The 25,961-nt window shown below is 48.6% G+C and carries 15 protein-coding genes; 14 read left to right on the top strand and 1 reads right to left on the bottom strand.

Features of this window, described 5'->3' with window-relative positions; genetic code table 11:
* Positions 1–4 precede the first annotated feature (4 nt).
* The 9 genes from ASL11_RS14315 to ASL11_RS14275 all read left to right on the top strand — a co-directional run bounded on the left by ASL11_RS14315 (position 5) and on the right by ASL11_RS14275 (position 18,101).
* Positions 5–865 carry a sugar phosphate isomerase/epimerase family protein gene (locus ASL11_RS14315; protein ID WP_056615217.1) on the top strand — a complete coding sequence of 287 codons (861 nt, stop codon included), beginning with the start codon at positions 5–7 and terminating at the stop codon, positions 863–865.
* Positions 862–1,863, top strand: coding sequence for a hydroxyacid dehydrogenase (locus tag ASL11_RS14310; RefSeq protein ID WP_056615214.1), 1,002 nt, complete (start codon positions 862–864; stop codon positions 1,861–1,863). The genes ASL11_RS14315 and ASL11_RS14310 overlap by 4 nt, the downstream gene beginning before the upstream one ends.
* 76 nt (positions 1,864–1,939) lie before the next feature.
* On the top strand, positions 1,940–4,987 hold the full coding sequence (locus ASL11_RS14305; RefSeq protein ID WP_235550470.1) for a glycosyl hydrolase: 3,048 nt from the start codon (positions 1,940–1,942) through the stop codon (positions 4,985–4,987).
* Positions 4,988–5,081: 94 nt separating this feature from the next.
* Complete coding sequence (locus ASL11_RS14300) at positions 5,082–7,283, top strand: helix-turn-helix domain-containing protein (protein ID WP_056615208.1); 2,202 nt, start codon at positions 5,082–5,084, stop codon at positions 7,281–7,283.
* Positions 7,284–7,534: 251 nt separating this feature from the next.
* Positions 7,535–13,423, top strand: coding sequence for a DUF4962 domain-containing protein (locus ASL11_RS14295; RefSeq protein WP_056615205.1), 5,889 nt, complete (start codon positions 7,535–7,537; stop codon positions 13,421–13,423).
* A 213-nt stretch (positions 13,424–13,636) separates the two neighbouring features.
* Complete coding sequence (locus tag ASL11_RS14290) at positions 13,637–15,178, top strand: extracellular solute-binding protein (protein ID WP_162261638.1); 1,542 nt, start codon at positions 13,637–13,639, stop codon at positions 15,176–15,178.
* Between the two features lie 100 nt (positions 15,179–15,278).
* Positions 15,279–16,187 (top strand): ABC transporter permease, encoded by a 909-nt coding sequence (locus ASL11_RS14285; protein ID WP_327205103.1) that lies wholly within the window; start codon positions 15,279–15,281, stop codon positions 16,185–16,187.
* Positions 16,188–16,201: 14 nt separating this feature from the next.
* Positions 16,202–17,068, top strand: a complete 867-nt coding sequence (locus ASL11_RS14280; RefSeq protein WP_056615198.1) for a carbohydrate ABC transporter permease — start codon at positions 16,202–16,204, stop codon at positions 17,066–17,068.
* 16 nt (positions 17,069–17,084) lie between these two features.
* The gene (locus ASL11_RS14275; RefSeq protein WP_056615194.1) at positions 17,085–18,101 is read left to right on the top strand and encodes a M14 family zinc carboxypeptidase; all 1,017 of its coding nucleotides are present in this window, start codon (positions 17,085–17,087) and stop codon (positions 18,099–18,101) included.
* Positions 18,102–18,180: 79 nt separating this feature from the next.
* Here ASL11_RS14275 and ASL11_RS14270 read toward each other — a convergent pair whose 3' ends face one another.
* On the bottom strand, positions 18,181–18,747 hold the full coding sequence (locus ASL11_RS14270; protein ID WP_056615192.1) for a helix-turn-helix domain-containing protein: 567 nt from the start codon (positions 18,745–18,747) through the stop codon (positions 18,181–18,183).
* Positions 18,748–18,966: 219 nt separating this feature from the next.
* Between ASL11_RS14270 and tdh the strand changes: the two genes are divergently transcribed.
* The 5 genes from tdh (at position 18,967) to hutU (ending at position 25,950) form a co-directional block, all read left to right on the top strand.
* Positions 18,967–20,061: an L-threonine 3-dehydrogenase gene (gene tdh, locus ASL11_RS14265; protein ID WP_056615189.1), complete on the top strand. Its 1,095-nt coding sequence runs from the start codon at positions 18,967–18,969 to the stop codon at positions 20,059–20,061.
* Positions 20,039–21,214: a glycine C-acetyltransferase gene (locus ASL11_RS14260; protein ID WP_056615186.1), complete on the top strand. Its 1,176-nt coding sequence runs from the start codon at positions 20,039–20,041 to the stop codon at positions 21,212–21,214. The genes tdh and ASL11_RS14260 overlap by 23 nt, the downstream gene beginning before the upstream one ends.
* A 343-nt stretch (positions 21,215–21,557) precedes the next feature.
* Positions 21,558–22,418: a DUF421 domain-containing protein gene (locus ASL11_RS14255; RefSeq protein WP_157256926.1), complete on the top strand. Its 861-nt coding sequence runs from the start codon at positions 21,558–21,560 to the stop codon at positions 22,416–22,418.
* A gap of 275 nt (positions 22,419–22,693) precedes the next feature.
* Complete coding sequence (gene hutH / locus ASL11_RS14250; RefSeq protein WP_056617052.1) at positions 22,694–24,256, top strand: histidine ammonia-lyase; 1,563 nt, start codon at positions 22,694–22,696, stop codon at positions 24,254–24,256.
* 17 nt (positions 24,257–24,273) lie between these two features.
* Complete coding sequence (gene hutU, locus ASL11_RS14245) at positions 24,274–25,950, top strand: urocanate hydratase (RefSeq protein WP_235550469.1); 1,677 nt, start codon at positions 24,274–24,276, stop codon at positions 25,948–25,950.
* Positions 25,951–25,961 lie beyond the last annotated feature (11 nt).

Here is a 25,961-nt window from a genome sequence, read left to right as displayed (position 1 = left end):
ACGCATGACGAGATTGGCATTTAGCACGTTGCCCTGTGATGGCTGGTCCTTGGAGGATATGATTCAGCTAGCGAAGAAGTGCGGCTTTAGCACAATGGAACTGCGGGAAGGAACGAACTGGGGGATTTCAGCTGAGATGAACACTCAAGAGAGACAATTAACGGTTCAGAAATTCGAAGAGGCAGAGTTAAGGATTAGCAATATCGGTTCAAGCGTATGCTTCACTGGCTATGCAGGAGATCAAGAACAGTTGAATCAGTTTCAAAAGGTCGCCTCACTTGCCAGTGATTTAAAAGCTAGTGGCGTGCGGATCTTCCTAGGCTACTTTCGTAATCGTAGAGATCATTCCGTCCCGGCCATTAATTACCCTCAAATTGTGAAAAGTGTTCAAGAAGCTTGTGATTATGCGGGCGCTTACAATGTCCAGGTGTGGGTCGAAACTCATAATGAATTTGCTACGGGGAGATCGTTGAAGAAGTTGCTGGAAGATGTGGATCGGTCCAATTGTGCGGTTATTTATGACATCATTCATCCGCTAGAGGAAGATGAACTGCCGCTGGATACAATCGCTCTGCTTGGTTCAAAGTTAGCTCATGTTCACATAAAAGATGGTACTCCCTTTGATGATCCGTTGGAGCTGAGTTGGAAATATACCAAAGTGGGAGAGGGTCAGGTCCCCGTCAAAACTATTATCCAGCAGCTGGAACTAGCGGGTTACAAGGGATGCTATTCTCTGGAGTGGGAGACCAAATGGCGTAAGGAACTGCAAATACCTGGTATGTCGCCGGATATTGTGTTTCCTTTATACATTGCATTTATGCGCGATGCTTGTCAGAGCCTGAAGAAACGAGGGAATGATCTGTGAAAACATTAGTGACCATTGCTGACGAAGGTCTGCGCAATTTATTGTGGTCGGATGTAACTATGAAGAAGTTAGCCGGCATTACGGATGTGGATTTCGTTTCACTCTATGAGAGATTCACCAGTGAACTGCTGGCTGAGCGAATTCATGAATATGACGCTTGTATCACATCATGGGGATCTCCGATATTCACTTCGGAGGTGCTGGCGCGCGCGCAGCGATTGAAGTTTATTGGCCATGGCGCGGGCAGTGTTGCGGCTATTGTGAATGAAGAGGTTTTTGAAACGCCGATTGCTGTCACATCAGCGAATAAAGTACTCGCGCTATCTACCGCCGAGTGTGCGGTATCCTTAATTCTTGCCGGCGCATGGGACCATGTCGGTACTAACAGCCGACTCAAACAGGGCCATTGGAGTCAGAATAACCGCGATACGATACTTGGCGTGACGCGAAGAGTGATCGGGCTGGTCGGCTTTGGAGAAATTTCCAAGCAAGTGATACGCATGCTGCAGCCTTTTCATCCGACTCTCCTTCTGCATTCCAGTTATTGCACGGAAGAGGAGGCTGCCGAATGGGGTGTTGAGCTCTGTGAGCTTAACGAACTGTTCGAGCGCAGCGACATTGTCTCGCTTCATAATACGTGGACGCCTCGCACGCAAGGGATGATCGGAGGGGAGCAGTTGAAGCGGATACGTAGTGGTTCGCTCCTTGTCAATACTGCGCGCGGTCCAATCCTGCAAGAACAAGCCCTCCTGGAAGAGCTTCGTACAGGACGAATATCTGCTGCACTCGATGTCTACGATCAAGAGCCGCTACCTGCGAATCATGAATTATTATCGCTGCCAAACGTCCTGTGTCTGCCGCATATCGGCGGTTTTCATGGATTGCTCAAACGTGAGCTTTGCGATTTCATCGTAGATGAGTTGTACCGTTATGTGAACGGACAAGAGCTTCTAGGTAGAGTGACGTTGGATCACTATCGGCGATTAACGCCTAGGTAAGTATGCATGGTTGAACTGAGAAGGGAGAATAGCATTGAATAAATCTGGATTGTTGCAAAAATTTGAGAATCCTCCTGTGAAACACCGATCGGTACCCTTCTGGTCTTGGAATGGCACCATGGAGCAGGAGGAGCTGGACCGACAAATCGAGGGCTTTAAGGAACAGGGCATGGGCGGATTTATGATGCATGTGCGGGAAGGTCTCGAGACGCCTTACATGGGTGAGGAATTCATGGAGCGGGTTAAGGATTCCGTAGCGAAAGCGAAAGCGGAAGGGGTTCACGCATGGCTGTACGACGAGGATCGTTATTCTTCCGGGATGGGAGGAGGCCTTGTGCCGCGCATTGGCGGCGATGCCGTGCGGGCGAAAGCTTTAACACTGACGGTTTCTCACAGCTCGCAACAGGATGACACCGTGCTAGCCATGTATCGCGCGAAGCTGTCCGGCAGCGAACTGTTAGCCTGCGAGAGGTTAACACCATCAAGTTTGGATTCGATGACTCTCTCTGAGGATGAAGTCTATTTGATCTTTCGCCGAATCGTCGCTGCCCCCAATGAATGGTGCCATGGGGATACGTATCCGGATCACTTGAATCCCGAAGCCACCAGAATTTTCATCGAGACGACGTATGAGACCTATAAGGCTGCGGTTGGAGGGGAGTTCGGTCGGACAGTTCCTGGGATTTTTACGGATGAACCCAGTCTGCTCGGTTTTAAAGAAGAGCTGAAAGCACCGGAAATGACTTGGATTACATGGTCCGATGAATTGCCGCAAGCTTTTTTGGAAAAGAATGGCTACGCCATTTGGGATGCGCTGCCGTATTTCTACTATCACGGGGCGCCTTCAGCTAAAGTCCGTTTCGATTATTGGAAAACGGTAACCGAGATGTTCTGCCAGTCCTTTACGAAGCAAATCGGTGATTGGTGCAGGGAAAACGGTCTTGCTTTTACAGGCCATTTCTGCGATGAGGCAGATCTGGTTGGCGCAGTCCGGCATCAAGGCGCGCTCATGCCGAATTATCGCTATATGGACATCCCCGGCATCGACATTCTGTGCGAACAAACGGACGAAAGTTTGGGCGTCAAGCACGTTTCGAGCATTGCCAATCAATATGGCAAGAAAAAGGTAATCACCGAAACCTATGGTGTAACGGGGTGGGGATTCACATTCGAGGGCCGTAAATGGGTCGGTGATTGGCAATATGTCCTTGGCGTCAATCTTATGACCTACCATGTGTCCCTATATTCACTTCGAGGATGCAGAAAACGGGATTATCCGCCTTCCTTTAACTACAATACGAATTGGTGGCCGCACAATCATGTGATGGAACAGTATTTTGCTCGGTTGGGTGCAGTCCTATGTGAGGGACGTGTCCGAAGAGATGTGCTTGTCATTCATCCGTCGACAACCGTATGGTCGCAGCTCGGTTGCGATGTGAAAGGGAAAGAATGGCGTAACGATGGAGGTAATATCGAAAAGCTTAACGCCTATAACCGTGAGTTTAATGCTTTTGTTCAGCATTTGCTCAGCCAGCATGTTGATTTTGACTTAGGTGATGAGCTGTGTATGCAAGAAGACGGCTTTGTGGTTGAGAAGCGATTTGGCATCGGTCAAGCCAGCTATCCCGTCGTTATTTTGCCTTCGCTGAGCAATTTACTTCCGTCAACCTTTAAACTATTGATGACGTTTATGGATGCCGGGGGAATCGTTCTGGCTTATGGCCAAGTTCCGACCCTGCTGGATGCGGAGCCATCTAATGAGTTGCACCTTCTAACTGGCCATCACGGATTTAAGCATAGGAACAGTTGGAACGAACTGATCCTTGAAATCGAGCGGATTGCCCCGCGTACTGTGCGTCTTACGGCATCAAGTGGAGAGGAATCCGAACGACTCTTGTACATGCGGCGCGAGCTGCCGGATTGCACGATCGTCTTCGTCGTGAACAATGATCGCGAAGCTTCATACGAAGTGGAGGTTGGGATCGAAGGAAGCGGAGGGGTCGAAGAATGGGATCTGCTATCCGGAGAGGTCGTTGCAAAGCAGGCGCAAGCTAACAACGGTTACCTGCATTTTGAGGCATGCTTCGGTCCTGCGGAATCCAAGCTGTATGTGATCTCCAAAGGAAGCAAGCGAATTCTGCCAAATGCGAAGAAGCATAGTCCACTGGGGCAGGGGATGAAACTTCTGACGAAAATGGAGGGAAGTACGAGCTTTTCCCGAACCCATCCGAACGCCCTCGTCATGGACGCTTGCCAGTACCGGCTGGGAGAAGCAGCTTGGTCGGACACAATGGAAGTGTGGCAAGCACAGCAAGCGGTTCGGCAGCAGTTGGGCATGCGGCCCGTTTATGCGAACGGAAAGCTTCAAAGACATTTCTGGATACACGAGCCACATGCATCGGACGGCACTTCGGTTGCATTCCGCTTTACTTTTCATGTGAAGAACACGCCGAAGACAGATACGCAACTCGTTTTCGAGCAGCTGGAGCGATTTCATGTTGAATTGAACGGACATCCGGTTCCGGGAAAGCCGGACGGCTGGTTTCTGGATCGATCAATGTCATCTTTAAAGCTGCCCTCCTTGCGTGAAGGTGAGAATGAACTAGTGATTCGCTGCGCTTATACGCATGACATGGAAGTGGAGAATGCCTTCTTGATTGGTGATTTTGCCCTCGATCACGATCGCAGTCTTATTCTTGAACCAGAGCGTCTTGTTATCGGGGATTGGGCTCGGCAGGGGTATCCACACTACTGCGGGAGCATGATCTATCAGTACGATTTGGAGGCAGACATTAGTAAAGGCAAACGAATTATGCTAAAGCTAGGGGAATATGAAGCGATTACGCTGCAGATAACCATCAATGAAACGCATCGGCAAGCAATTCCATGGCGGGCTGCAGGTACTGTTGAGTTGACCAATTGGCTTGTGCAAGGACAGAACCGTATCGACGTTGAGGTAGTCGGCAGTCCCCGCAACTTATTAGGACCGTTTCATGAAAAACCAAATGATCGGGGCTGGACGGATTGGTGGTCTTTTCATCCGGATGAAGCAAATTATACGCCGGCATATCGATTGCAGCCCTATGGATTAATGGGGGCTGTCGAGATCTATCAAGAGGAATGAATCGAGTGATTTACACCTGTGGGCCTGTTTGCTAAGATAGACACAAGTCGACGATGTAAACACGAATATATCCTGCATAAAAAGTGGGGATTGCATGAAAACCTTACAACCGATTATTTTCATCCGTAACAAGTCCAATTCGCTCTTTATACGGCTAATTGCAGGCTTTCTATGCATCATTCTGCTGCTCGCCTCCCTGATCGTTTACGCTGTCTCGGTGTCCAAACAGAATGTGAGGCAGGAGATCGTCAAGTACAACACGCTGATGCTCGAAAATACGAAGAACAATTATGAAAAGCATTTGGACTTGATCAAAAAGCAGATGTATCTGTTTTTTTACAGTGATGAGGTGCAAAGGTTGCGCAGTGCCCCCAGTTATAGCCGTTTTCCGGATGTTATTCGGGAAATATCCAGCTTCACAACAAATCCTTACCTATTTATTGATGACATCGTTTTTTATGCCAAACAAGGCGATCTTGTGGTGGAAAAAGGCACGAGTACGAACGCCGAAGCGATGTTTCAAGTGTTCTATAAAAGCGAATCGTATCCGCTTGATTTCTGGCGCCGGCAGTTTACGGAATCGTTTGCCAACCGTATGCTGCCTGCTGCGCCAATGACGAATCATATTTTTCGAGACCGTCCTCAACCGCTTGGGGACATGATCCCGCTGCTGATTAAAAACAGTGATGATTTCTATATGATCGTGTTTCTCGATGCTGCCAAAATGTATAAAGCGTTTCACCAAAGCCTTTATAACGATTTAATTATTTATAACCAAGATGGAGAGCCACTATTTAAAAGCACGGCGCAAGAAGCCGCACTTGCGTTTGACGATCTTAAGCAGGCAGAAGGCAATGATTTTATTCGAGATAGCAAGTACCATTTTACGATGAAAGGCGAAGGCACTGGTTACACCTATCTGTACCGGGTTCCCGTTGAGCGGATTACGAATCAGTCCCGGTTCAGCATTACGGTTGTTGCTATTCTTGCAGCTGCAATTCTGCTCAGTGTAATCTTCTCGTTCCTGTTTGCTGCTAGGATTAACAACCCGTTAAAGAAAGTCATCGAATCCTTGCGGCAGATGAACGAACCAACACCATTTAGATCCAACATTAAGGAATTTAATATTATCTCCCATGAAATTCACGGCAGTCAAATGATTCGTAAGCAGCTTTCCTTCATGAACCACTTGAAAGCAATTCGTGGTCATGAACATGATGCGCATAAGCTTGATTTTGCCGATAAACCTTTCTTTTTTGTTCTTTTTCAAATCCAACCTTCACTCAAGTCGCCATCTTCCAACGCTTCCTTGCAACAATGGGCCTATTATATGAAAACGTATATCGACAGCACAATTCAGCCAAGTTACCCGGACTCCATGACCTTTCAAATTGAAAAAGATCAAATACTCAGTCTCGTTTTCACAGACAACAAAGCCCAAATCACTGATCTGCTTGGGGCAATGAAGCAAGTTTTTGATCATGATAAAGAGTTCGGGGTCATCACGATTGCCGTAACTTCTGTTTATACGGCATCTACGCAGCTGACTTCGGCCTTTGAGGAGGCAGAGGCGCTGCTTGAAGAACGGCTGCTCATAAACGAAACTCAGCTTATTCAGGAACGCAGGTCGGTGCCGATTTCAATTGGCTTATCACCTGATCAAGAAAAAGAGCTGGAAACGCAATTACGTGAAGGAAATACGCAGCAGCTTGTAGCGCTGTTAGAACGCCTTTTTGCCAAATGGCGAAGCAAGGCATTGACAGCTTCTGTCATGCAGGGGTTTGCCGACTCCCTTGCAGGTAAAATTCGAAACGCGATCGCGTCTTACCCGATCGATACTGAGCGACTGGCCTCTCTTTACGGCAAAGCGGGGGAGCGTATTCAACAATGCAGCAACATGGAGGAGCTTGAGCAGCTGATGCTCGAGTGGGTGACGCTTTCGTCGGAAGCTGTCCGAGATCAGAAGGAAGAGAAATACCCAGTAACCTCTTTCGTCATGGATTATATTCACGAGCATTTATCGGAAGAAATCTACTTAGACATTCTCGCCGAGAAGCTAAAAATGAGCAGCGGGTATTTATCCTCTTACTTCAAAGCCAAGACCGGTAAGAACATTGTGGACTATATCAATGAAACACGTATTGCGAAAGCGATAGACCTTCTAGCCGATAGCCGAATCAAAATCCATGATGCCGCCAAATCAGTGGGGTATCAGAACATTACTTCTTTCAATCGGATGTTCAAGAAATACACTGGCGTTACACCAAGCGAATATCGAAAAAGAACGGATTCCTAAGCAGTGAAGCATAGAAACGGATTAAGCCACATAGCTGGCTTATCCGTTTTTTTCTTCTTTTAAGGGGAATGAAAAGGTAGGCTGTTTTACGAAAAGTGGCATTTTTTTATGAAGAGTCAAAAAAAGTTGATCATCACAGGTTTCCGTTAATATACGAACCATTTTAGAGGAGGTACGATGATCCTAGTGAAAGGGGGAACAATTTGTAAGCGATTTCATTTCTTCGGGATTCGGCAGAAGGTAAGCTATGTATGAAGAAGGGGATGATAGGATTGTCGAGGAGTTGCTTGAAGACGAGGCTTGCTTTAGGTATGGTTGTCATTTTACTTACCAGTTTGTTTGATTTAACGCCTTTTTTTAACACGAACGTTGCGAAAGCAGCATCGAGTTGGCCGTCAGCTGTCTTAACGGGGCTGAATACGCCATTCGCACCGGAGGATCGACTTGTGACAACGCAGAACCCGCCCGATTTTCGTTGGCCTTCGGTGCCGGGGGCGGATCAATACGACCTCCAAGTGAGTCAAAGTCCTACAGTAACAAATGTCGTTTACGAAAACGATGCGGTTCGTGTGAACTATTATAATTTTCCTCACCTTTTTGAAGCAGGGACTTGGTATTGGCGGGTCCGATATCATACGCAATCCGGAGGATGGTCGGATTGGAGTCAGATTCGCAGATTCCGTATTGATGCGGACTATGTTCCTTTTATCGTGCCTTCAGTCGATACGCTCTTGAGCCAAGTCGGCAGCCAGCATCCGCGCATTTGGACTAAACCGGAGACGCTTGAATCGTTTAGAAGTTTAGCCCAAACGTCGGGAAAAGCTTTCTATGAAGCCAAGCTAGCCTGGGCTCTAGCCAATGTAAGTACGGCTTTGCCCAAGGAACCGACTGCCGTCGACCGTGCCTATTCCGACGGTGTCGTCAATGAAATGATGGATATGGCTTTGGTCTATCTCATCTCGAACAATGAAACAGTGGGGAAAAGAGCGATAGATCGTTTGAAAGATATTGCCAAGTGGAATACGTCAGGGGTAACCAGTTATGCCTCTCACGATCAAATTCACCGCTATATTACGTATAAATCGGCTATGGCCTATGATTGGCTCTACGGCCTCATGAATCAGGACGATCGCAATAAAGTTAAAGCCATGGTGCTCACTCGAACGAAAACGATGGTTGACGCTCTGACAACTCAGCATCCGATTCCGAAAAATCCATTCGACTCCCATGGGTGGACAGCTTACGGGTACATAGGGATCATTGCAACGGCTATGCTTCACGATTTGGATGATGCCGAGTCTTGGTTCCGCTCTGTTGTTCCTTCCTATATCAATTTAATGCCGCCTTGGGGAGGCGAAAATGGGGGATGGGCGCAGGGAACCGGCTACTGGCAGTGGTCCTCTCTGTTTGGCAAAGAATTTATGGATGTACTTCTTGCTGCCACAGGCTTTAATTTATACGATAAGGCCTATTCGCGCAACGAGGGTTTATATCCACTTTATGCGTTCCCAAAAGGCAGCCCGAAAGGTATTTTTGGTGATGGCAGTGAAGATTCGCCTGGTGGTCCGAACGTGTCCAACTACAATCGCCTAGCGCAAATGTATAAGGACCCTCATCTAAAATGGGCGGCTCAAGCCGTCGGAACCAGTATGTATCCTGATTTGAGCAACTATTTTTACGGTGCGCCTGACGTAGAGGCTAAACCGCCGGTAGATATGCCAGATTCCCGTTGGTTTCAGGATATCGGGCTTGTCGCCATGCATGAGAAGCTCTATGATCCGGACAGCGTTTCTCTCTATTTTAAATCAAGCCCTTACGGCAGCTTTAATCACAGTCATGCTGATCAAAATAGCTTCATTATCAACGCATTCGGTGAACCGCTTGCCATTGAGGGCGGATTCTATGATGACTATGATACCGATCACGATAAATATTATGCTAAACAGACGTTGGCTTCTAACGCAATTACAGTTGATGGGAAGTATGGTCAGCCAGTGAATAGTATCGATGCGGATGGCAAAGTGGTGGGCTTCGTGACTCATCCCGACTTTGATGCGGTCAGTGGTGATGCATCCGTCGCATACGCCACTGCGTTGTCCAAAGCTGATCGATCCATTATTTACGTCAGACCGAAAATGTTCGTCGTGATTGATAACCTCCAATCCAAGAAAGCGGATGGGAATGAGTTTGAATGGCGCCTTCATGCCGAAGACGATCTGACCCTTGATGCGGATCAGGCGGGAGCGACCATTTTGAAAGGCGAAGCAGCACTGAAAGTCCGGTTCCACGCACCGCAGCAATTACGCACGGAATACGAGGAACAGTTCCTTGGCATTGGCGGAATGGAGCTGCAGCCGACAAAGGCTTTCAGCGGAGAACAGCAAAAGCATGCAGCATTCATCACGCCAAAAACGGAGAAGGCGACATTTGTTTCGACGTTAGAAGCGTACAAGAGGGATTCAACTCCACAGAACGTTATATCCGAAAACCATGGTGATTATCTGAAACTCGTCTTCACAGACGGAACGATCGTCTATGTCCGGATGACGGAGACAGCAGGGGAAATTGTTGCGGGTAATATTCGTTTTAACGGAAGCGCAATTGCATTCAAAGACAATTCCATCTTACTCGTCGACGGGACGAAGGTCGTCAAGGACGGCCTCACGTTAATCGAAAGCGATCAGAAAGCCACAATTGCCTATGGACGTGATCGACTGTCCGTTTCAAGTCTTTCCGATACCCAAGTGCGCATTCATGCACCAGGAGTCAATAAACTGGTTGATGGCAGCAATGGGAAAGAGATTCCTCGGGGAGGTTCTGCCCCAGAAGCTAGAGCGCTGCGCGGCGTGTACTGGGATTCGGAAGAGAGCAATCTGCTTGTTCACGCAGAGAGCGGTCAGCGAGACTTTAAGCTGAATCAAGCTCCGATGCCAAGTCCGCTTCCTGACGTATCGCTGCCTGTGATCGTCGATGGCGTATCCAGCACGGTAACGCTGCAAGCGTATAGCGACACGTTAGGAGCGCCTGTCGCATGGGGAAATCTGTCCAATTCACCTGGTTTATATGTGGTGGAAGAAGCGCCAAGCGGCCTGTTTTTTGAGCAGCATGGACGGCGTGAAAGCATATACCTTGAAGCCAACGCCGCAGTAATTTTACAAGGTGATCCCGGACTCCTAAGGTTAAGCAAGGTTCAAACCAATGCGCCTGCCGTTTCTGAGTTGTGGACGGATCCGGATACGAAGCGAAATACGTTATATATGCAGTGGTTGGAGGCAGAATCCATTGCAGCCTCGGGCGGGAAGAGCTTTAGCAAATATGCGAATAGGCCATTTCTATCTGGCGGCATCGGCTTAGGGGCATGGGAACAGCCAGGACAATGGGCGAAGTGGACGATTCAAGTGCCTAGGTCAGGCAAATATGATCTCGTTTTAAAATATGTGGCATGGGATCCTCCTGCAGGTAAGCTGACGGGGCGGTTGGCCATGATTGGCAACAAACCATATTATTTGGAGGCGCCGACGACGTATGATGCTACGGGAACGCCTGACTGGGGAAGAACGCCTGAAGTTTGGAAAGGGCTTCGCGTCAAAACCGGTCAGCAGCTGGAAGCTGGACCTGTCGATGTCACGATGTGGCTCACGGGTGGTCCTATGAATCTGGACTGGATTGCCTTGATTGAGAATCAGTCAGATGAAGTGCGACCAACCGCACCAAGTCATCTTCAAATCACCGCTCAAACGGATTCGACTGCGACTATAAGTTGGACGCCATCGACCGATAATGTAGGGGTTAAGGCATACAGCCTTTATGTTAATGGGGTACAGAAAAAGGTTATTCCTAGTGGCACCACATCAGAAACCATCACAGGTTTGACACCGGCCACATCGTATACGATTACCCTAACTTCAACGGATACAAGTGATAATCGTTCCTTAACGAGTGTGCCCTTGGTATTCGCAACATCGGATACGAATGCGCCTGACTGGGGAAGCTCGAGTACGCTAAAAGCGGAGCATTTATTTGCTTCTACTGCGAGGCTGACTTGGAGTCCGGCAACAGATAACTCGGGCAAAGTAGTTTCCTATTCCATCTATCGGGCAGACGGTACGGTTGCCGGAACGGTTGCTGGGCATCTGAATGCCTATGATGTAGACGGTCTGGTACCGGGAGCTTCTTATACATTCCGAGTTGAAGCTGCGGATGCGCAAGGAAACCGTACAGCTAACGGTCCTAGCGTTACGATTGTGATGCCGACTGCAGCGAACGGCGGGGAGTACTACGAGACGTTTGACAATATGTCATCTGGAAATTTAGCCGCTCCCAACTGGAAGATTAATTTAATTGCAAATTCGATCTCTACGGTAACCGTTGAACCGTTTGTTCCATCCAGCGGTAAGGTGCTGCTTGTGAAAGATTCGACGTTCCCGGCGGATAATGAATACGTAGAAGATCCAATTGTGACGAGAAGCAACACGGCGATAAAAGGAAAGGCGGTCTTCGAAACCCGGTTTATGTATAATCGCCTATGCACCGACTCGAATGATCGCATGTGTACGAATATCGGCAACTTTGAACTCAAGCTGGGCAGTTCCGGTTCGGACATTGTACGTTTCTCCGGGTTCTCGGACGGTACTTTCGGCTTTTGGAACACGCCATCCACGGCGTTCAAAATACCTAAGCCGGTAGGTTTCTTTCTCCCTCAGAATCAATGGGTTACACTGCGAGTTGACTTAGATACAGCACTTAAAAAGGTTGACCTAACCGTACAAATGGATGCATTAAAAGGCTATACCGGCATTGTTGATGATTATGGTACTTTAAATCGGGCAACAGGTGTTTATAAAGTGAAAGGAATCCCTTTTTATACGGAACCGGTCAAAGAGGGAATCGATTCCTTCCGTTTCAGCGCCAATCGCTTTACGGGCAAATACGCGTTTGACTATGTGACACTGTACCAACAAGACGCACCGGATCAAACTGCACCTGTAACGACCGCGAGCTTATCGCCTTTACAGCCAGATGGACCAAACGGTACTTACACGAGTCCAGTTACCGCTACACTTACCAGCAGTGATGACGCGTCAGGCGTAGCCAAAACCGAGTACAGCTTGGATAACGGGGCAACCTGGCGGACTTATACAGCTCCCGTTACGTTTGACAAGCAAGGCGCCTATTCTTGGCTCTATAAATCAACTGACAAATCTGGGAATATGGAGTCCGTCAAGCAGCTTAATTTTTCTCTTGCAGCAACTGCTGTCAAGGTTCTGCTAAAAGATAGCACGGGTCATCCGCTCAGCGGAGGTGTCGTCTCTTACTATGACGGTGGCTGGAAGCCATTTGGCATCACAGATGCGTCAGGTTCGGTCAGCAAATCACTGCCTGACAAATCCTATGCGTTCGCCATTTTGTACGAAGGCACCCGATTGCAGCTTTCCCAACACACGGGAAGTGATGCACTTGTCCAGTTCCGAACGGTGAACGTCAAGCTGCTCTTTAAAGATAGCCAAGGCAATCCGTTAAATGGTGGGGAAGCCAGCTATTATGCAGACGGCTGGCGGACATTCGGAACGTCTGCCAACGGTGAAGTCAGCAAGGAATTGCTGCCCGGAACGTATTCGTATGCGATGTCCTACGAAGGAACACGCCTGCAATTGCAGCAGAATACGGCCGAAAGGCCTGTTGTTCTTTTCCAGACCGTGAATACCAAGCTGCTCCTCAAAGATAGCCAAGGCAATCCACTTGGTGGAGGGAGTGCGAGCTACTATGCCGATGGCTGGCGAACAGTCGGAACCGTCGTCTACGGGGAAGTCAGCAAGGAACTGCTCCCTGGTACGTATAGCTTTGCGGTGTCTTACGAAGGAACGCGCTTGCAAAAGCAGCAGAATACGGCTGATGATCCAGCGGTACTTTTTCAGACAGTGAATACCACAGTCCAGCTAAAGGACGCGCAAGGTAACCCGCTTAATGGCGAAGTTTCTTATTATGCAGACGGCTGGCGCACATTTGGAACAACCGTTCTCGGCGAAGTGAAAAAGGAGCTTCTACCCGGCACCTATACGTTTAGCGCTATAACTGGCGGAATTCGCAAGGAGCAGCAAACCAATACGGCAGTAAATCCGATATTCATTATTCAATGGTAAGCTAGTCTGCGGTCATGGAGGTGTATAAGCTTTTTTGCAGAAGATGGTATTATTATTAGAAAAGCGGAAAGTAGTTGCAACTTGTTCGGTTCTGCTGATTTACCTCATATGAAATGTTCCCTTATGATGACGATATCAGCAAGGATATAGCGGTAGTAAGCGCATTCATTGCTGCTAGCTCTAAGACCAATGAAAAGGGATGGTGCATGTAACTTGATACCAAAGAGAAAAGTAAAAAGCGGCGCACTGGCCGTCACCATGGTAACTGCTCTATTAACTGGCTGTACAGGACAACAAAATCCTGCTGCAACCTCAAGTGCCGCTCCAAATCCGAGCGCATCTGCCAGCGCAACGGCACAAACCAAATTGCCTGAACCGGCAACACTTCGTATGCTGACTGATCTATCACCAGCATGGCCGGTCAAGAAAGATTGGGCAGTATGGAAATGGATCAAGGAACGGACCAATATTACCATTAATCAAGAAACGCAAACCGGTCCGGAGTCGCTCGCTCTCGCAATCGCTTCTGGCGATATGCCAGATCTGATGTCGGTCTTTCCGCCAGACGCTCAGAAGTATGGTCCACAAGGTGCGTTTCTCGATCTCTCCAAGCATTTGGATAAAATGCCGAATCTGAAATCGTTCCTTGCTTCCCGTCCGGAAGTCACCCAGCGAATTACCTCACCTGGAGGCGAAATGTATCATGTACTGAACGATGGCATGGGTGCGGGGAATCAGCTCGTGTATTTTTATCGCGACGATATTTTTAAGAAAAATAACCTGCAAGAGCCTAAGACCTGGGATGAACTTTACGAGACGGCTAAAAAGCTGAAAGCACAGTACCCTGATAGCTACCCATTCGTCTTCCGGCATGGCATTAATACGTTAAAATATTTCGGACCTTCGTTTGGCGTCTACCCGGGATTCTTTGAAGATAAAGCAACCGGGAAAATCAAGTACGGGGCAACCGATCCTGGATTCAAAAAAATGGTGGAATACTTGAATAAGTTTTATAAAGAAGGGTTAACGCCACCGGATTGGCTTTCCATGGACTATAAGGCGTGGACGCAGTTCATTGCCACGAACAAATCGTTTATGACGCTTCAGTTTATTGGTCAAATCGAGATTATGAACGATCAGCTTCAGAACGGGGCTCATCTCAAATTTATGGCGCCTCCGGTCGGGTACGGTAGCAAAGGCTACATTCCGAAAGCGGATCTTGAAGAATATGGCTTTGCCGTATCCTCCAAGACGAAGAACCTAGACGCTGCGCTGCGATATCTTGATTTTATTTACTCGAAGGAAGGAAAGGACCTCCTGAGCTGGGGGAAGGAAGGGGAATCCTTCACTGTTGAGAACGGAAAGCGTAAGTTTCTGCCGCAATTCAAAACGCCTAATGACCTACGCAAAGAGCTGGGTCTTATGACCACAGGCGCGTATGGTGTCGTTGATTTTGAGTCGTCGAAGTCGCTCAGCAATGAAAATGAACGGTTTTCTTTTGATGAGGCGGCGAAATATCATTTCCCAGTGATCAATGCTTTACCTCCGCTTACGAGCGAAGAAAAAAGCTCGATTTCGGTGATCGAGGACCAACTGAATAAATACTACGAATCTTCCGTAGCCAAATTTATTATGGGCGAAACGCCGATAACCGAGTGGGATAGATTCATTGCTGAGCTCAATAAAATAGGTGCGCAAAAGCTCATTGACACGTATCAAACTGGTCTTGATCGATTGAAAAAGAACACAAAATAGCGTTGATTTGACGTTTTAACATCTATTGCTGTAATAATGAGAAGGCTGAACGTCATTTAGCTTGACTTCAGCCTTCTCGCTTCAGGAAGGGGACTTGTCGTTGAAACCATCCATCTTCAGGCAAATGAGTCGAGACCGAACTTTTTTACTACTGCTGGCTCCTGTACTTGTGTATTATATCCTGTTCAAATATGTCCCGATGTTCGGCATTGTCATTTCCTTCATGGACTACAATTTGTTTAAGGGAATCGCTGGGAGCGAGTGGGTCGGACTTAAGTATTACAAGCTGTTTCTTGAAAATCGGGATGCCTTGGTTATCATTAAAAACACAGTTCTCCTTGGGGGATATAAGCTTTTATTTGGCTTTCCCGCACCTATTATTCTCGCCCTCATGCTAAATGAACTGCGAGGATCACATTACAAGCGATTCGTTCAGTCGGTGAGCTATCTGCCTTATTTTTTATCCACTGTCGTTGTATCCAGTATTATTGTGATGCTGTTGTCTCCAAGTTCTGGTTGGGTTAGTCACTTGCTGCAAGGGTTCGGTATCCCACCTATCAGTTTTTTGCAGGAATCCGAATGGTTTCGTACCATCTATGTGACCTCGGAAATTTGGCAACAAGTGGGATGGGGTTCTATTATTTTTCTGGCGGCTATCACGACGATTGATCCTCAGCAGTATGAAGCGGCGAGAATGGATGGAGCGGGCAGATTCAAGCAAATTTGGCATGTGACGCTGCCTGGCATGGCGACGACGATCGTCATCATGTTCATTTTACAAATCGGGCAAGTGCTCGAAATCGGTTTTGAAAAGGTGTTTCTGTTATCCAATGCAGCTACGTATGATACATCAGACATTATCTCCACATACGTCTATCGGATTGGCATTTTGCAAGGAGGCTTCAGCTATGGGACGGCCATTGATTTATTTATGGGTATCATTGGATTCATACTTGTCTACGCAAGCAATAAACTCAGCCGCAGATTCGGAGAAACTAGCCTATGGTAAGGGAGTGACGTTGTATGCTCAAGCGTAGAAGTTTTTTTGATATGGCCAACATCTTGCTGCTGGGAATTTTTGCTTGCACCATGCTGTTTCCCTTCCTTCACATGGCAGCAGTTTCTATAAGCTCCGCGGATAACGTGACGACGAATCAAATCAGTCTGTGGCCCAAAGGCATCAACTTTGACGCTTACACCGCCGTTCTTCGTGATGAGCGCATCCTTATAGGATACAAAAATACGCTCATTTATGTCGTGCTGGGAACCACACTTTCGCTGATCTTCACGACGATGGGAGCCTATTCCTTATCGAGAAGGAACCTCGTTTTTGGCAAAACATTCATGCTCATGATTGTATTTACCATGTTGTTCTCTGGCGGCTTAATTCCCACGTATCTCGTTGTCCGCAATTATGGGCTGCTGGATACCATATGGGCTATGGTGCTGCCCGGACTTGTGTCCTCTTGGTACTTAATCATTATGCGAACGTTCTTTCAAGGCATTCCAAAGGAACTCGAGGAGTCAGGGAAAATTGACGGGCTATCGGATCTTGGCATCCTGATTAACGTCGTTCTGCCTCTTTCTAAGCCGGTTATCATGACGATCTCGTTATTCTATGCCGTGCAAATTTGGGGTAATTTCTTCTACGCTCTAATCTTTATTCGGAATGCAGATCTGTTCCCACTGCAAGTGACCATTCGGAACATCGTACTCGTCGGTCAAATGACGGATATGACCGTAAGCTCGGCGATCGGCAATAAGCAAGTCGTGCTGGAGTCACTCAAATATGCCGTTATTTTGGTGGGTACACTGCCCATTCTGCTCGTCTATCCGTTTATTCAAAAGCATTTTGTCAAAGGCGCCATGATGGGGTCAGTCAAAGGGTAAGGGGGAAGGGAAGAGGATGCGAATCCCGTATTGGAAGAGTCAATTATCGGAGATTGAAGCTTGTGTACACAGTGTGAAGCGGGGAACCACGAGTGTGCTTACGGAATCGGCGGGTGGAAGAAGCATTTATACCGTCGCATATGGTGAGAAGGATAGTTTTGAGCGAAAAGCGAACTACAATTCAGCCTGCGGAGCGGGCAATCCGAAGCATTACGCGGATAAAACCAAGGGAAACAAGCCTGTGTTATTGCTGATCGGAGGCGTTCACGGAGGGGAGCTAGAGGGGATAGTGGCTGTTATGAACCTCATTCACCTCCTTGAAACCGGAACGGATTTCCGGGGGAAACGACATGATTACATTTTGGAAAATGCGCCTAAATTCCGGTTGCTTCTTATTCCGTGCATGAATCCAGATGGCCGAGCCCGCTTGCCGATCGATTCACTCATCGAAGTGCCATTTGAGCAGTCTGTGTATTACATGCAAGGAACGTGGAAAGATGGTTCGCTCTGTGGGTGGCCGGACTGCAAGGCTGTGCATCCGATTAAAGAGGCTTCGGATTTTCTAGGTTCTTATTTTAACGATGATGGTGTGAATCTGATGCATGATAATTTCTTTGTCCCGATGGCGCAAGAAACCCGTGCGCTGCTAGAGCTTGCGGATGGGGAAGCGCCGGATCTGACCGTGCAGCTGCACGGGGGCGCGAATAACGCCAATCACTTTGTGGAGATTCACTATTTGCCCTATGTGGTCATGCAAAAGCAACAAGCGTTTAATCAGCAGCTTTCTGTTGCTTTTGCCAAACAGGGGTTGCCTTTTGTAGAACGAAATCAATTAGTGGTCGGAGAGGGGGTTGTCGCTCATCCTTCGTTCAATCTGACCTCTGCCATCCATCATGTCTGCGGAGGCATGAGTATGACCTTTGAATCGAACATGGGGCTTGCGGCTCCAGGCGTGAAACTAACACCAGATGAGATTCTAGACAGTCACTTCGTCTTGTTTGAGGAAATGCTTCGGTTTCAACAATTCGTCTAGTGGAAAAAACCCACCGCTTTTCTATTGCGGTGGGTTTTCGACATCTAGCAATGAAGAATTAACGCTCACAAGCAGTAATTCACGAAGGATACACAATGATCGTATGGTACATGGTTTTGATATCTGCGGTATTCCGGTACGTATGCGGTTGATCAGCAGAGAAATGAATAGCATCTCCCACCGTCATTTGGAAAGTTTCTTGGTGAAACGTCACTTCAAGACTGCCCTGCATCATAAGGATGTATTCCTCAACGCCTTCATTATGAGGCTCCGACGCGTGACTGCAGCCGGGATCCATCTCGACCGTATAAATTTCGAATTGCTTCTTCTGATCAAAAGGAATGAGCGGGAACGCTCGATAGTGGCCGTCTTCTTCCATCAAGGGTTCTGTGTCGGAGAAGCGAAAATGTGTTACCTTCGGCTCCTCATCTTCAATCAATGATGTAAAAGAAATATGAAGGCCATTCACGATCTTCCAAAGGATCGAGATGGTCGGATTCGAATCTCCGCGTTCAATTTGTCCCAACATTGCTTTACTCACACCGGTTAGCTCTGCCACCTGATCTAAGCTCAACGACCTCGCTTTACGAATCGCTTGCAGGCTTTTGCCGATTTTTTTATGAATCTGTTCGTGCTCTTGTTCCACTAATGGTTCCTCCTGCCTACCTAACGAAAACGGTCGATTTGCTATTCCTCATTATAAACCAACCCTACCAATTGGCAAACGACTCCTAGAAAATTTTTAATTCATAGGCGGAAACCCTATATACAATATAACGCACATGTGTATAATATGATGTATGAGAGTTGTATAACGCACAAAAATATACTATAACGTATTTTTTGTAATCAGGGGGAATATACGATGGGAACGATGATGGGGTTGGTCAAAACGCATCGAGCACCGGGAGCCGTTTTGAAGGAGTTGCCGATTCCAAGCTATGGGCCGGATGAAGTGTTGGTTCGGGTAAAAGCGACTTCAATCTGTGGTACGGATGTGCACATTTATAAATGGGACTCTTGGGCCGAAAGCGCAGTCGTTACGCCGAATGTATTTGGTCACGAATTTGCGGGTATCGTCGTGGAAGTGGGCAACGATGTGAAGCACGTAAAGCCCGGGGATCACATCTCGGCTGAAGGGCACATGGTTTGCGGTGTATGCAAAACTTGCCGTACGGGCAACGCACACGTCTGTCCGCACACGCGCAGTTTCGGTATTACAATGCCTGGCTGCTTCGCGGAGTATGCGGTCGTGAAGGCGTCTAACGTGATCCATAACCGCGCAGACATGCCTTACGAGATCGGCTGTTTGCAAGATCCGTTAGGCAATGCGGTGCAAACGGTGCTTTCGGGGGATATCGTTGGCAAGTCGGTTGCCATCATCGGCGTTGGGCCGATCGGTCTGATGGCTGTCGCCGTTGCGAAGGCTAGCGGGGCAGGTTTGGTCATCGCAGCCGACGTGAATCCATACCGATTGGAGTTGGCTAGGCAGATGGGAGCCGACATCATGATTAACAGCACCCAAACTCCACTTGCAGACGCGATTATGGCTGCTACTGCTGGAGAAGGCGCTGAGGTCGTGCTGGAAATGTCTGGCCATGCGGATGCCATTCGCGCTGGCTTCGAAGCTGCGGCTCCGGCTGCTCGATTATCCTTGCTAGGGATTCCGACCAAAGAGGTTTCGCTGGACTTATCCAAACATATTATCTTCAAAGGACTTCGGATTGAAGGGATAACCGGCCGGCGCATGTACCAGACCTGGTATCAGCTGAAGGGGCTGCTTGAGCAGAAACGAATTGACCTGCGCCCCCTAATTACACATACATTTACGCTGGATCGTTTTGAGGAAGCGTTTGACCTAATGGCTTCCGGACTATGTGGCAAAGTGATATTCACACATGACAGTATGCCGCTGCGGCAGAAGGAGGAAATCGAATATGGCCAATTGGAGCTCACTTGAGCATGAACTGGAACAATTGAAGAAGGAGGGACGTTATCGTCCAATTTCTGTGTGGGAGTCCGGCTCTGACACCTGGATGAACATCGGTGGTCGTCGCGTACTGCAGATGTCTTCAAATAACTACTTGGGGCTGACGAATCATCCGGATTTGAAAAAGGCAGCCATCCAAGCAATTGAACAATATGGAGTTGGCAGCGGCTCCGTACGAACGATAACCGGCACGTTGGACATTCATGACCAGTTGGAGCAAGAGCTGGCGGCATTCAAAGGAACGGAAGCCGCTTTGGTGTTCCAATCCGGCTTCACAACGAACCAAGGTGTGATGACGATTTTGGGGACTGATGATGTCGTCATCAGCGATGAGTTGAACCATGCCAGCATTATCGACGGCATCCGATTGACAAAAGCGCAGCGCCGCATTTATGCGCATAAGGATATGGACCAGCTCGAGGCAGTGCTTCGCGAGTGCAGATCATTTGCGAAGCGCGTCGTGGTAACCGACGGCGTGTTCAGCATGGACGGTGATATTGCACCGCTCCCCGCCATTGTTGAGTTGGCGGAGAAATACGACGCCATCGTGTTTGTTGACGACGCCCATGCGAGCGGCGTGTTGGGACGCAACGGCAAAGGGTCCACGGACCACTTTGGCTTGAACGGACGCGTACACATTCAAGTAGGCACGTTGTCTAAAGCGGTTGGAGCGGTTGGTGGTTATGTGGCTGGCGATCAAGTGCTGAAGAATTTCCTGATCCAGAAGGCACGACCATTTCTGTTCAGCACCTCTGCGCCGCCTTCGGTGGCCGCAACCTGCTTGGCTGCAATTCGCGTGCTAAAGCAAAGCGAATCGTTGATTGGCAGGTTATGGTCGAACGCGACCTACTTCCGCACGAAGGTGCAGGCGCTTGGTTTCGACACGGGCGCTAGCGAAACGCCAATCGTACCCGTCATCGTCGGCGAGCCGGCCAAGGCGATGTTGTTCTCAGATTTGCTGCTGCAGCAAGGCGTGTTCGCGCAAGGCATTGTCTTCCCGACGGTCGCGATGGATAAAGGCCGCGTGCGGTTCATTGTTACGGCAAAGCATACGTTAGAAGATCTTGATTTTGCTATTGATGCGTTAGTTATAGCTGGAAAGAAGCTTGGGCTTTTGGCATAGGGATAGGCGGTTGAGTAGAGTCGAATAGGATGATATACAACCGGGACTCCGTTTGGAGTGCCGGTTTGTTGTTTTTTGCATAGGTATTGGGATCGAACGGGCAGGATAGTGGAATAAGCTACCAGTGTGACTGCTTCGGCAGTCCTTTTTGACATTCATTCAGTCAAAATTAAGCAATAGTCCGAATCAAAGACATAATCGGACTAATGGCGAAGAGGGGTTAGGACGGCATTGAGTTAATTTGGTGTAACTGGAACATTTTCCTTTTATTTGCATAAATTTCGCGCATTCAACAAACAATTGAATACAATTGGAATTTTTCAGCATCAAGAGGAGGATTATCGTGTTAGATTGGGTTGAAATTGTTTTACGCACATTTTTATCAATTGTGGTGCTTTTCCTGATGACTAAGCTGTTGGGTAAGAGGCAAGTGACCCAGCTCTCCTTCTTCGAATACATAACCGGGATTTCCATTGGTAATCTCGCGGCGTATATCTCGTTGGACACGGATACGACATGGTATCTAGGGTTGGTCGCTATAGGGGTATGGGTAACATGTACGTTAGGTATTGAATTTCTGCAGATGAAAAGTAAAAAAGCGCGGGATTTCATTGATAGCAAGGGGACAATTCTCATTAGAGATGGCAAAGTAATGGAAGATAATTTAAAGAAAGAACGCCTAACCACGGATGAACTCATGGAGCAACTACGCAAAAGGTCGGTATTTAAAGTGGCCGATGTGGAATTTGCCATTATGGAACCAAGCGGAGAAATTAATGTCCTCTTAACGCGCGAGAATCAACCACTGACGCCCAAACATTTAGGTATCCAGGTTGCACCAGAAAAGGAACCACAGGCAGTGATCATGGATGGTGTAATCATGGACGAACCTTTGGCTACCCTAGGTTTTAGCCGGGCATGGTTGGATACGGAGTTAGTTAAAATAGGTGTCACGGTCGAAAATGTATTTATTGGTCAAGTGGATTCTTACGGCCAATTGTTTGTGGACTTGTATGATGACAAGATCACGGTACCTGTACCACAGGAAAAAGCAATGCTATTTGCAACGCTAAAAAAGTGCGAAGGCGATTTAATGTTGTATGGATTGTCCACCAATAATAAAAAGGCCAAAGAAATGTACGAGCAATGCTCGAAGCAAATGGAGGATATCATTGCACAATTGAAGCCGATACTTAAGCATTAATGCGTAATTCGACAAGATAGGAGGCAACAACTAGGCTTTCAGCCATCTTGACAGTTCGCGAACCAGCGTGTGAAAATTAGATTAGGTAAGATTAAGCAAAAACATAATAAAAGATAAAGTGGTGATCGCGATGAAGGATCGGCTGGAGCTTGATACCGGACAATCGCATATAACCCTCTTTTTTAAAAAAGGGACCGTATGGAAGCTAACAACTTCCGTACGGTCCCTTTCTTTTGGTAAAGCGAGAAAGGAAAGGAGTCTATGTTGACATGGCGATGGTATACAAACAGCAGGAAAGCAGCCTAGAAGCGACCCCAGTGTTATTAAACGGGGAGCAATTGATACCTGAGTTAGTCGCGGCGGTTGTTTATGATCAAGTGCCGGTCGGACTGGATGAACAGGCGCTCCAGCGTGTGATTGCTTGCCGCAATATGGTGGAGGAACTGGTCGCAGCGGGCCAAGTGGTCTACGGGGTCACGACGGGGTTCGGCAAATTCAGCGACGTGACGATTTCACCGCAAGACGCTGTCCAGCTGCAGGTTAACCTGATCCGCAGCCATGCATGCGCCGTCGGCAGACCGCTGCCGGAACCGACGGTTCGCGCTTTGATGCTGCTGCGCGCAAATGCGCTGGCCAAAGGACATTCCGGCATCCGCCCGGAAACGCTGCAGCTATTGATTGACTGCATTAACCGGGGCGTGCACCCTGTCGTACCGGAACAAGGCTCACTAGGCGCTAGCGGAGACTTGGCTCCGTTGTCTCATTTGGCACTGGTTCTGATGGGCGAGGGGGAAGCATATTACCAAGGTGAACGCCTATCGGGTGAGAAGGCGCTCGCAAATGCAGGGCTCAAAGCGATTAATTTACAGGCAAAAGAGGGGCTTGCGCTTATAAACGGCACACAGATTATGACATCCATCGGTACGCTGGCACTTATCAAATCACAACGACTTGCGAAAATCGCTGATGTGATCGCATCACTGACGGTTGAATGCTTGCGCGGTATTCCGGATGCTTTTGCGGAAGAGGTGCATCAGGTACGCCCTTATCCAGAACAGATAGGCGTAGCGAAGAACTTGTGCAATCTGCTGAAGGGCAGCAAGTTGACCACACGCCAAGGAGAGCTTCGCGTACAGGACGCTTACTCACTGCGCTGTCTGCCCCAAGTGCATGGTGCGACACGCCAAGTACTTGCCTATGTTCAGGATAAGATTGTGATAGAAATGAACGCAGCGACCGACAATCCGTTGTTATTCGTGGAAAAAGGTCTTGTCATTTCCGGCGGTAATTTCCATGGGCAACCGATCGCATTTGCCATGGATTTTCTGAAAATCGGTATGAGCGAGCTTGCTAACATTTCGGAACGGCGTACTGAGCGGCTAGTCAATCCAGCGCTATCCGGGGGACTGCCTGCTTTTTTAAGCCATAACCCAGGGGTGTGTTCCGGTATGATGATCACGCAATATGTTAGTGCATCTATTGTTTCGGAAAATAAAGTGCTCGCCCATCCGTCAAGCGTAGACTCGATACCTTCTTCAGCGAATCAAGAGGACCATGTGTCTATGGGAACAACGGCCGCGCGCCATGCCGCACAGGTCATCGACAACGTGTCCAAGGTGTTGGCTATCGAGTTGATTTGTGCAGCCGAAGCTGCCGAATTTGTAGGGGCCGAGGGACTTGCTCCGGCGACTAGGGTTCTCTACGACAAGCTGCGGGCGCTCGTTCCCCCCGTTGTGGAGGACCGTTCTACTTCCCGTGATATCGAAAACGTGGCGACGGCTTTGCTGGAAGGCGAGTGGCTGCAAGCGGTTGAGGCTGTGACTGGCAAGTTATTTTGATATGAGAGGAGATCACTATGATGAATCCTTATCCTCAAAAACGAGTAATTCGCGCCCCTCGCGGTACTGATCTATCTTGTAAAGGCTGGGTTCAGGAAGCTGCCATGCGTATGTTGATGAATAATCTTGACCCGGAAGTCGCAGAACGGCCGGAAGATCTCGTCGTCTACGGCGGTATTGGTAAAGCGGCTCGCAACTGGCCTTCCTATGATGCCATCGTCCGCGAATTGCAGCGCCTGGAAAGCAATGAAACGCTGCTCATACAATCTGGCAAGCCAGTCGGCGTTTTCAGAACCCATGAACGTGCACCGCGTGTGCTGCTCTCTAACTCTGTACTTGTGCCCAAATGGGCGAATTGGGAGCATTTTCGTGAGCTAGAGCAAAAGGGGCTAATGATGTACGGGCAAATGACTGCGGGCAGCTGGATTTACATCGGGACACAGGGAATTCTGCAAGGTACGTATGAAACCTTTGCCGAAGCGGCTCGCCAGCATACAGGAGGTTCGCTCAAAGGTACGTTGACGTTAACCGCAGGCCTTGGCGGCATGGGCGGTGCTCAACCGTTAGCCGTCACCATGAATGAGGGCGTCGTCATTGCAGTCGAAGTTGACCGAACGCGCATTGAGCGCCGAATTCAAACTCGTTACTGTGATGTGCTGGCTGAAACACTGGATGAAGCGCTGCTGCTAGCAAGTAAAGCGATGGAAGAGAACAAGGCGCTATCCATCGGTCTGCTGGGGAACGCAGCGGAAATCTACCCCGAATTCGTGCGTCGCGGCATCAAGCCACATTTCGTGACAGACCAAACGTCGGCTCATGACCCGCTAATTGGCTATATTCCAATTGGCTTTACGTTGGCCGAAGCAGCGCTACTTCGTGAGAAGGATCCTGAGCAATACGTAAAGCTTTCGAAGAACAGTATGGCGACCCATGTGCAAGCGATGCTTGACCTTCAGCAAATGGGCTCTGTCGTGTTCGATTATGGTAACAATATTCGACAAGTCGCCTTCGACCAAGGGGTTGCCAATGCTTTCGATTTCCCTGGCTTCGTTCCAGCTTATATCCGGCCGCTTTTTTGCGAAGGTAAAGGACCTTTCCGCTGGGTAGCGCTCTCAGGCGATCCGGAAGACATTCGCAAAACAGACGAACTAGTGATGAAGTTATTTCCAGACAATGATCGCCTGCGCCGCTGGATTACGATGGCAAGTGAGCGTGTCGCGTTCCAAGGCCTCCCGGCGCGTATTTGCTGGCTCGGCTATGGAGAGCGCGAAAAATTCGGTCTGGCATTGAACGACATGGTGAGAAATGGCGAGTTGAAAGCACCGATTGTGATCGGTCGCGATCATTTAGATTGTGGCTCTGTGGCGTCGCCAAACCGAGAAACGGAATCGATGAAAGATGGTTCCGATGCCGTTGGAGACTGGGCGATCCTGAATGCGTTGATCAACACATCAGCAGGCGCATCTTGGGTTTCAATCCATCATGGCGGTGGCGTCGGGATGGGCTACTCGCTGCACGCAGGGATGGTGATCGTAGCGGATGGGACGGATGCGGCAGATGAGCGTCTGCGAAGTGTGCTGACTTCTGACCCAGGTATGGGGGTTATCCGCCATGTGGATGCGGGCTACGATGAAGCGATTGAAACGGCGGAAAAGCACGGCATTCGCATCCCGATGCGTGAGCAGGGTCAGTGAAGGAGGGGAGC

Origin of the sequence: Paenibacillus sp. Soil750, from assembly GCF_001428045.1 — a bacterium.
GTDB lineage: Bacteria > Bacillota > Bacilli > Paenibacillales > NBRC-103111 > Paenibacillus_E > Paenibacillus_E allorhizoplanae.
The sequence above is the reverse complement of the archived record's forward strand: the minus strand, read 5'-3'. Positions and strand labels throughout refer to the sequence as shown.

Excerpts from the sequence above, each read along its gene's own strand:
- ASL11_RS14260 (WP_056615186.1), top strand. The coding sequence starts at position 20,039 with ATGGCCAATTGGAGCTCACTTGAGCATGAACTGGAACAATTGAAGAAG.
- hutU (WP_235550469.1), top strand. The coding sequence starts at position 24,274 with ATGATGAATCCTTATCCTCAAAAACGAGTAATTCGCGCCCCTCGCGGT.
- hutH (WP_056617052.1), top strand. The coding sequence starts at position 22,694 with ATGGTATACAAACAGCAGGAAAGCAGCCTAGAAGCGACCCCAGTGTTA.
- tdh (WP_056615189.1), top strand. The coding sequence starts at position 18,967 with ATGGGAACGATGATGGGGTTGGTCAAAACGCATCGAGCACCGGGAGCC.
- ASL11_RS14275 (WP_056615194.1), top strand. The coding sequence starts at position 17,085 with ATGCGAATCCCGTATTGGAAGAGTCAATTATCGGAGATTGAAGCTTGT.
- ASL11_RS14295 (WP_056615205.1), top strand. The coding sequence starts at position 7,535 with ATGAAGAAGGGGATGATAGGATTGTCGAGGAGTTGCTTGAAGACGAGG.
- ASL11_RS14280 (WP_056615198.1), top strand. The coding sequence starts at position 16,202 with ATGCTCAAGCGTAGAAGTTTTTTTGATATGGCCAACATCTTGCTGCTG.
- ASL11_RS14315 (WP_056615217.1), top strand. The coding sequence starts at position 5 with ATGACGAGATTGGCATTTAGCACGTTGCCCTGTGATGGCTGGTCCTTG.
- ASL11_RS14300 (WP_056615208.1), top strand. The coding sequence starts at position 5,082 with ATGAAAACCTTACAACCGATTATTTTCATCCGTAACAAGTCCAATTCG.